Source organism: Streptomyces sp. NPDC059564 (assembly GCF_042735575.1).
Taxonomy (GTDB): domain Bacteria; phylum Actinomycetota; class Actinomycetes; order Streptomycetales; family Streptomycetaceae; genus Streptomyces.
Genome location: NZ_JBHWBP010000340.1, coordinates 1 through 8,348, shown reverse-complemented (window position 1 = coordinate 8,348; position 8,348 = coordinate 1). Strand labels below are relative to the sequence as shown.

Sequence of the window (8,348 nt, the reverse complement as noted above, 5' to 3'; positions counted from 1 at the left end):
GGGGGGGCCCACCCCCCGGCCCCGGGGGCAGCGGTGGGGGGGGGCCTGGGCCCCAATAACCGCCATAACCCAAAAAACCCCCGTGTGGGGGCGGGCGGGGGGGGCGGCGCGCCCCCCCCCCCCCCCGCGTCCGTTCAGCCGCTCTCCTTCAGCCGCCGGCCTTCACCGAGCGGACGAAGTCGGCCCAGGCGGCGTGCGTGGTGGCCATCACCAGGTGCGCGGGGTCGGCCCGGTCGGCCACCCGGACCAGCGTGCCGGGCGCGGCCGCCACGTAGACGCAGGCGTCCTCCCCGGGGCCGCAGTAGGACGACTTCCGCCAGTCGGGCCGGGCGTTCGCGGTCATGGTGTGCTCCTCCGCCGTGGACGGGTCTCTCGACCGCGACGCTATCGCCGCCAGAGGCGTACTCCAGCCATTTCCGGGAAAAATGGTGCCGGAATCACGGCCGGATCTCAGTCGACGGGGAAGGCGTACGCGATCTCGTAGCGCGAGTCGGGGATCACGAGGTCGGCCGTTTCGACGGGCCGGCCGTCGGTGTCGATGTACGTGCGCTCGATCTCGGTGATCATCGAACCCAGGCTGATCCCGAGGAGGTTGGCCTGGTCCTGGTTGGCGCGGGACGGGCGCGGGATCTCCACCACGGACGCCACGGTGATGCCGATGGACCGCATCCGGGCCACGACTCCGGCGCCGCGCAGGTCCCCCACCTCGGGCAGCACGACCGGCGTGCCCGAGGTGATCTCCAACGGCTCCCAGGACTCGGAGAGTTCGGCGGGGCTGCCGTCGGCCATGAACTCGTAGCGGGTCATCACGCAGGGGGCGCCGGGCTCGATGGCGAGGCGGGCGGCGATGCGTTCGGGGGCCGGGGCCTGCGGGACCGTCCGGGAGTCCCAGGACGCGGCGATGCCGTGCGCGGCCGCCTCGGAGCGGAAGGTGTTGCCGGCGCCGGGGACGCGGCGGCGGGTGCGGAGCATCCGCATGCGGCGGCGCGGGGTGCGCACGTAGGTGCCGGAGCCCGCGCGGCCTTCGAGGAAACCCTCGATGATCAGTTGTTCCATCGCGCGCTGCGTGACGCTCTGCCCGACGGCGTACTCGTCGGCGAAGCGGGCGCGGGAGGGGAGCTTGTCACCGATCGCCCACTCGCCCGCTTCGATGCGGGCCCGGAGGGAGTCGACCACCTGCAAGTACGGTGAAACACGGGGCATTTGGGCCGTCCTGTGCCGTCTCGGCGGTGCCGCCTCGGAGCATGTGCGTGCGACCTCGACAAGCTAACCGATCAGCTTGAAGCTGAGGATTCGGCCTGACCGTGCGTGCCTCCGCCCTCCCGCGCGGGAGGGCGGAGGCCGCCGCCGTCACTCGAAGTTCGGCGCGTTGCGCTCGTAGACCAGCCGCAGGCCGATCAGGGTCAGCCACGGCTCGTGGTCGTCGATCACGGCCGCCTCGCCGAGGACGATCGGGGCGAGGCCGCCGGTGGCGATGACGCGGACGTCGGCCGGGTCGCCGCCCGGGCCCGCGAGCTCCTTGGCCATGCGGGTCACGATCCCGTCGACCTGGCCCGCGAAGCCGTAGACCACGCCCGACTGCATCGCCTCGACCGTGGACTTGCCGATCACGTTGCGCGGGCGGGCCAGCTCGATCTTGCGGAGCTGGGCGCCGCGGACGCCGAGGGCCTCCATCGAGATCTCGATGCCCGGGGAGATCACCCCGCCGACGTACTCGCCCTTCGCGGAGACCGCGTCGAAGGTGGTCGCCGTGCCGAAGTCGACGACGATCGCCGGGCCCCCGTACAGCTCGACGGCCGCGACCGCGTTGACGATGCGGTCCGCGCCGACCTCCTTCGGGTTGTCCATCAGGATCGGCACGCCCGTCTTGGTGCCGGGCTCCACGATGATCGCGGGGACGTCGCCGTAGTAGCGGCGGGTGACCTCGCGCAGCTCGTGCAGGACCGACGGCACCGTCGCGCAGATGGCGATGCCGTGGATGCCGTCGCCCAGTTCGCTGCCGAGCATCGGGTGCATACCCATCAGGCCCTGCATCAGGACGGCCAGTTCGTCGGCCGTCCTGCGCGGGTCGGTCGAGATGCGCCAGTGCTCGACGATCTCGTCACCGTCGAACAGGCCCAGGACCGTATGGGTGTTGCCCACGTCGATGGTGAGGAGCACGGGTTACTCCGCCTCGCGCAGGTCGAGGCCGATGTCCAGGATCGGCGAGGAGTGGGTCAGGGCGCCGACCGCCAGGAAGTCCACGCCGGTCTCGGCGTAGGCGCGGGCGGTCTCCAGGGTCAGGCGGCCCGAGGACTCCAGGGTGGCGCGGCCGGCGACGATCGTGACGGCCTCCTCGGTCTCCGGGACGGTGAAGTTGTCCAGCAGGATCAGGTCGGCGCCCGCGTCGACGACCTCGCGGACCTGGTGCATCGTGTCGGCCTCGACCTCGACGGGAACGTCCGGGAAGGCCTCGCGGACGGCCTTGAAGGCCTGCGCGATGCCACCGGCGGCGAGGACGTGGTTGTCCTTGACCAGCGCCGCGTCCGACAGGGACATGCGGTGGTTGACGCCGCCGCCGCAGCGGACCGCGTACTTCTCCAGCGAGCGCAGGCCCGGGGTCGTCTTGCGGGTGTCGCGGACCTTCGTGTTCGTGCCCTCCAGGACGTCGGCCCAGCGGCGGGTGGCGGTCGCGATGCCGGAGAGGCGGCACAGGATGTTCAGGGCGCTGCGCTCGGCGGTCAGCAGATCGCGGGTGTGGGCGCGTACGGACAGCAGCAGCTGGCCCTCCTGGACCCTGTCGCCGTCCTCGGCGTGCCGCTCCACCTCGAAGGCCTCGGTGCAGACCACCGAGAACACGGCCTCGGCGATGCGCAGTCCGGCCACCACGCCGGCCTCGCGGGCCACGAAGTCCGCGACGGCCTCGGCGTCCTCGGGGACGGTGGCGACGGTGGTGACGTCGACGCCGCCGTCCAGGTCCTCGGACAGCGCCATGTGCGCGATGTCCTCGACCTCGATCGGGTCCAGGCCCGCGTCGACGAGGAGCTGGGCGAGCGCCGGGTCGAGGCCGGTCTCCTCACCGTCACCGCAGGCGCAGTCGTCGCCGCAGCCGCCTTCGTTCTGGTCGGTCAGGGGGAGTTCGGGGGTGCTCACGGTCACTGCTCCAGGCTCTGAGGGGTGAGGGGGACGTCCACGGACGGGAAGTCCGCGGAGTCGGTGGGGGTGACGACCAGGGCCCGCCGCTCGGTCGCCGACAGCCGGACGACGAGGTGGCGGCGCCAGGCGGCGTCGTCGCGGTCGGGCTGGTCCTCGCGCCAGTGGCAGCCGCGGGTCTCGGCGCGCCGCTGGGCGGCGGCGACCAGGACGCGGGCCACGCACAGCAGGTTGGTCGCCTCCCAGGTCTCCACGCCGGGGACGGCGGTCTTGCCGTGGGCCTCCAGCTCGCCCAGGGCGGTCGTGTAGAGGGTCTCCAGCGCGGCGGCGGCCCGGCTCAGCGACCCGGCGGAGCGCAGCACGCCCGCGCCGTCCGTCATGATGCGCTGGACCTCGTAGCGCGCCTCGGCGGGCTGCAGGGGGCCCGTCGCGGGGACGGGGATGCCCGGGCCGCCGCCGGTGGGGGCATGGGCGAGGATGTCGTCCGCGATCCGCTCGGCGAAGACCAGGCCCTCCAGCAGGGAGTTGGAGGCCAGCCGGTTCGCGCCGTGCACGCCGGTGCAGGCGACCTCGCCGCACGCGTACAGGCCGCGGACGGTGGTGCGGCCGTGCAGGTCGGTGCGTACGCCGCCGGAGGCGTAGTGCGCGGCGGGCGCGACCGGGATGGGCTCGGTCACCGGGTCGATGCCGTGGGAGCGGCAGGCGGCGAGGATCGTCGGGAAGCGGTGCTCCCACATCTCGGCGCCGAAGTGCCGGGCGTCGAGGTACATGTGCTGCGCGCCCTGCTCCTGCATGCGGCGCGTGATGCCCTTGGCGACGATGTCCCGCGGGGCCAGCTCGGCGAGCTCGTGCTGGCCCACCATGAAGCGGACCCCGGCCGCGTCGACGAGGTACGCGCCCTCGCCGCGCACGGCCTCCGACACCAGGGGCTGCTGGCCCTCGGCGTCGGGGCCGAGGAACAGCACGGTGGGGTGGAACTGCACGAATTCGAGGTCGGAGACCTCGGCGCCGGCGCGCAGCGCGAGCGCCACCCCGTCGCCGGTGGAGACCGACGGGTTGGTGGTCGCGGAGAAGACCTGGCCCATGCCGCCGGTCGCGAGGATCACGGCGGGCGCGTGGACGGCGCCGACCCCGTCGTGCTGGCCCTCGCCCATGACGTGCAGGGTGACGCCGGCGGTACGGCCCTCGGCGTCCTGCAGGAGGTCCAGGACCAGCGCGTTCTCGACGGTCCGGATGCCCGCGGCGTGCACCGCCTCGACCAGGGCCCGGGAGATCTCGGCGCCGGTGGCGTCGCCGCCCGCGTGCGCGATGCGGCGGCGGTGGTGGCCGCCCTCCCGGGTCAGCTCTATCTCGCCGGTCGCGGCGGAGGTGTCGAAGACGGCACCGGTGGCGATGAGCCGGCGGACCGCGTCCGGACCCTCGGTGACGAGGAGCCGTACGGCCGCCTCGTCGCACAGGCCCGCACCCGCCACGAGGGTGTCGTCCAGGTGCTGCTCGGGGGTGTCGCCCTCGCCCAGGGCGGCGGCGATGCCGCCCTGCGCCCAGCGGGTGGAGCCGTCGTCGAGGCGCGCCTTGGTGACCACGACCGTACGGCGGCCCGCGGCGGCGCAGCGCAGCGCGGCGGTCAGGCCCGCGACGCCCGAGCCGACGACCACGACGTCCGCCTCGACGGCCCAGCCGGGCGCGGGGGCGTGCAGCCGTATGCCGGTACCGCCGGTGGCGCCGGCGGCGCCGGGGCCTCCCGCCGGGTTGCCTCTGCCTGTGGTGCTCACGCGTGCGCTCCGAACTCCAATGGGATGTTGTCGATCAGCCGGGTCGAGCCGACCTTCGCGGCGACGGCCAGGACGGCCTCCCCGGTGAAGTCGGGCCCGACGTCGGTGAAGTCCTGGGGGTCCACCAGGGCCAGGTAGTCCAGGGCCAGCGGCGGATCGTGGCGGCCCGCCTCCTCCAGGACGTGCCGGGCGGCGGCCCGTACGGCGTCCGGCAGGCCCGATCCGGCCGCGGAGACGGCGTGCGCGTCGGCGGAGGCGCGGATCTCGCCGAGCCGGGCCAGGCCCGCGGCGCGCTCGTCGCTGGCGGGGGCGGCCTCGGCACGGGCGCGCAGCGCCGCCTGGGCGGCGAGCCGGTCGCGGCCCGCGAACAGGGCGCGGGACAGGGCGAGGGCGGTGCGCCGCTCGGGGGGCTCGAGGTAACGGTTGCGGGAGGACAGGGCGAGCCCGTCGTCCTCCCGGACCGTGGGGACGCCGGCCACCTCGACGGGGAAGTTCAGGTCGGTCACCATGCGCCGGATCAGCGCCAGTTGCTGGGCGTCCTTCTGGCCGAAGAGGGCCAGGTCGGGGCGGGTGAGGTGGAGCAGCTTCGCGACGACGGTGAGCATGCCGTCGAAGTGGCCGGGCCGGGTGGCGCCTTCGAGGCGCTCCCCCATGGGCCCGGCGGTGATCCGCACCTGGGGGGTTCCGCCCGGGTAGACCTCGTCGACGGCGGGGGCGAACACGGCGTCGGCGCCCGCCCCTTCGGAGATCCGCAGGTCGGCGTCGAGGGTGCGCGGGTAGCGGTCGAGGTCCTCGTTCGCCCCGAACTGGAGGGGGTTGACGAAGACCGTGACCACGACCTGGCCGTCCGGGCCCGCCTGCTCGCGGGCCGTACGGATGAGCGTGGCGTGGCCCTCGTGGAGGGCGCCCATCGTCATCACGACGGCGCGGCGGCCGCTGCGCGGGAGCCCGTGCAGCTCGTCGGCGGTGTTCAGCAGCAGGAGCGGGCCGGTCATCGCTCGCCACCCTCCGGTTCGGCGGTCGGTTCGGCGGTGTCCGCGAGGACGTCCAGCAGGTCCTCGGCGAGTTCGGGCTTGAGCAGGCCGTGCGCGAGGGCGCGGTCGGCGGTCGTACGGGCCATCGCGAGGTACCCGGCGACGGTGGCGGGGGCGTGCTTGCGCAGCTCCGAGACGTGCACGGCGACCGTACCGGCGTCCCCGCGGGCGACGGGCCCGGTCAGCGCGGCGTCGCCGGAGCGCAGGGCGTTGTCGAGGGCGGCGCCGAGGAGGGGGCCGAGCATCCGGTCCGGGTGCTCGACGCCGGCCTTGCCGAGCAGCTCCATCGACTGGGCGACCAGGGTGACCAGGTGGTTCGCACCCAGCGCGAGGGCGGCGTGGTAGAGCGGACGGTTCTCCTCCGCGATCCACTCCGGCTCCCCGCCCATCTCGATGACCAGCGCCTCCGCGGCCAGCCGCAGCTCGTCGGGGGCGGTCACGCCGAAGGAGCAGCCGCCCAGGCGCTGCACGTCCACCTCGGTGCCGGTGAAGGTCATCGCGGGGTGCAGGGCCAGCGGGAGGGCGCCCGCGCGGCGCGCGGGGTCGAGCACGGAGGTCCCGTAGCGCCCGGAGGTGTGCACGAGGAGCTGTCCGGGGCGGATCGCGCCCGTCTCGGCGAGCCCCTCGACCAGGCCGGGCAGGGCGTCGTCGGGGACGGTGAGCAGCACCAGCTCGGCGCGCTCCAGCACCTGCGCCGGGGTGACCAGCGGCACGTCGGGCAGCATCCGCTCGGCGCGGCGCCGGGAGGCGTCGGAGACTCCGGAGACGGCGACGGGACGGTGCCCGGCCTGCTGCAGGGCACGCGCCAGCGCGGGGCCGACACGGCCCGCGCCGACGACTCCGACCGTGAGCCGGGCAGGGCGGCCGGACGGATCCCGGGGCTCCGTCTGATGGGGTGCGTTCACGCGGGGAATGCCTTCCGTTCCAGTCCGCGGGGGGTACCGGACGATACGCCGCCATGCTAGCCCCTGGGGGGCGGGCGGGTCGGAGGTGGACGGGGGCATGATCGGCTCATGACGGATGACGTGAGGGATGTCGTGGGGGATGTCGCGAAGGATGACTCGGCCGATGCGGTGACGGACGGCGCGGCGGGTGACGCGGAGCGCGTCGAGCGGCAGGTGGCGGCGTGGCGGGGGGCCTCGCGGACCCTCTCGCGCGGCGTACGGGAACACACCGTCGGGGAGCTGCTCGCCGCCCTGCCGCAGGCCCCGTACGACCTGGACGCACCGGCCGACCTGTACGGCGACGGGGTCGTCGCCGACCTGGAGCGGCGGGTCGCCGGGCTGCTGGGCACCGAGGACGCGGCGTTCTTCCCCTCGGGGACGATGGCCCAGCAGATCGCACTGCGCTGCTGGGCGGGACGCACCGGCAACCCCGTGGTCGCCCTGCACCCGATGAGCCACCCGGAGCAGTGGGAGGGCGGCGCGCTGTCGGTGGTGTCGGGGCTGCGCACGGTCCACCCGACGGCGGAACCGCGCCAGCCCACCGCCGAGGAGGTCGCCGGGCTGGCGGAACCCTTCGGCACGCTGATGCTGGAGCTGCCGCTGCGCGACGCCGGGTTCCTGCTGCCCACCTGGGAGGAGCTGGAGGAGCTGGTGGACGCCGCCCGGGAGCGGGACGCGGTGGTGCACTTCGACGGGGCCCGGCTGTGGGAGTCCACCGTCCACTTCGGCCGGCCGCTCACGGAGATCGCCGGGCTCGCGGACTCCGTCTACGTCTCCTTCTACAAGTCCCTCGGCGGGCTGAGCGGGGCCTGCCTGGCCGGAACCCGGAGCTTCGTCGAGGAGACCCGGGTCTGGCGCCACCGCTACGGGGGCCAGGTGTTCCGCCAGTTCCCGCAGGCCCTGTCGGCGCTGGCCGGGCTCGAACGGGAGCTGCCGCTGCTCCCCTCCTACGTGGCCCAGGCGAAGGTCGTCGCCGAGGCGCTGCGGGAGGGCTTCGCCCGGGGCGGCGTGCCGTGGTTCCGGGTCCACCCGGAGGCGCCGCACACGCACCAGTTCCAGGTCTGGCTGCCGTACGAGGCGGACCGCCTGACGGAGGCGAGCCTGCGCCTCGCGGAGGAAACGGGCACGGCCCTGTTCCGCCGCTGGTCGGCGGACGGCCCGCCGGGCCTGTCGATGACGGAACTCGAAATCACCCAGCCGGGCCTCGCGTGGACCCGAGAGGACGTCGAGGACGCGGTGGCGGGGTTCGTGGCACGGCTGTAGCCGCCTCGGGGCCGGGAAGGCTTCCCCCCGCCGGCGGCATCACCGCTGCCCGGCGGGGGCTGCGGAAGGACGGGACCCGAGCCGGTCCGGATCAGGGAAGGTATGGGGGTTTCCCGTCAGTCTCATCGTCCTTCCGTGGCGGGCCGGTCCCTCAAGGGCGCTCCCTTCGGTCGCGTCGCTTCGCGATGGCCTACGGCCACCCC

At 74.4% G+C, this 8,348-nt stretch carries 8 protein-coding genes; 1 reads left to right on the top strand and 7 read right to left on the bottom strand.

Annotated features, from left to right (window positions below; genetic code table 11):
• Positions 1–148 precede the first annotated feature (148 nt).
• From ACFV0Q_RS34280 to ACFV0Q_RS34250, 7 genes are all read right to left on the bottom strand, one after another.
• Positions 149–343, bottom strand: coding sequence for a DUF397 domain-containing protein (locus ACFV0Q_RS34280; RefSeq protein ID WP_385010831.1), 195 nt, complete (start codon positions 341–343; stop codon positions 149–151).
• Between the two features lie 107 nt (positions 344–450).
• A complete protein-coding gene (locus ACFV0Q_RS34275) occupies positions 451–1,203 on the bottom strand; it encodes a GntR family transcriptional regulator (protein WP_385010830.1) in 753 nt (250 codons plus the stop codon).
• Positions 1,204–1,350: 147 nt separating this feature from the next.
• On the bottom strand, positions 1,351–2,160 hold the full coding sequence (locus ACFV0Q_RS34270) for a type III pantothenate kinase (protein ID WP_385010829.1): 810 nt from the start codon (positions 2,158–2,160) through the stop codon (positions 1,351–1,353).
• Positions 2,161–2,163: 3 nt separating this feature from the next.
• Positions 2,164–3,132, bottom strand: a complete 969-nt coding sequence (nadC, locus tag ACFV0Q_RS34265; protein ID WP_385010833.1) for a carboxylating nicotinate-nucleotide diphosphorylase — start codon at positions 3,130–3,132, stop codon at positions 2,164–2,166.
• A gap of 2 nt (positions 3,133–3,134) precedes the next feature.
• Positions 3,135–4,904 (bottom strand): L-aspartate oxidase, encoded by a 1,770-nt coding sequence (locus tag ACFV0Q_RS34260; protein WP_385010827.1) that lies wholly within the window; start codon positions 4,902–4,904, stop codon positions 3,135–3,137.
• Entirely contained in the window at positions 4,901–5,899 is a 999-nt protein-coding gene (panC, locus tag ACFV0Q_RS34255) for a pantoate--beta-alanine ligase (RefSeq protein ID WP_385010825.1), read from the bottom strand. The genes ACFV0Q_RS34260 and panC overlap by 4 nt, the downstream gene beginning before the upstream one ends.
• Entirely contained in the window at positions 5,896–6,843 is a 948-nt protein-coding gene (locus ACFV0Q_RS34250; protein WP_385010823.1) for a Rossmann-like and DUF2520 domain-containing protein, read from the bottom strand. The genes panC and ACFV0Q_RS34250 overlap by 4 nt, the downstream gene beginning before the upstream one ends.
• Before the next feature lie 108 nt (positions 6,844–6,951).
• Between ACFV0Q_RS34250 and ACFV0Q_RS34245 the strand changes: the two genes are divergently transcribed.
• The gene (locus ACFV0Q_RS34245) at positions 6,952–8,145 is read left to right on the top strand and encodes a threonine aldolase family protein (protein ID WP_385010821.1); all 1,194 of its coding nucleotides are present in this window, start codon (positions 6,952–6,954) and stop codon (positions 8,143–8,145) included.
• Positions 8,146–8,348 lie beyond the last annotated feature (203 nt).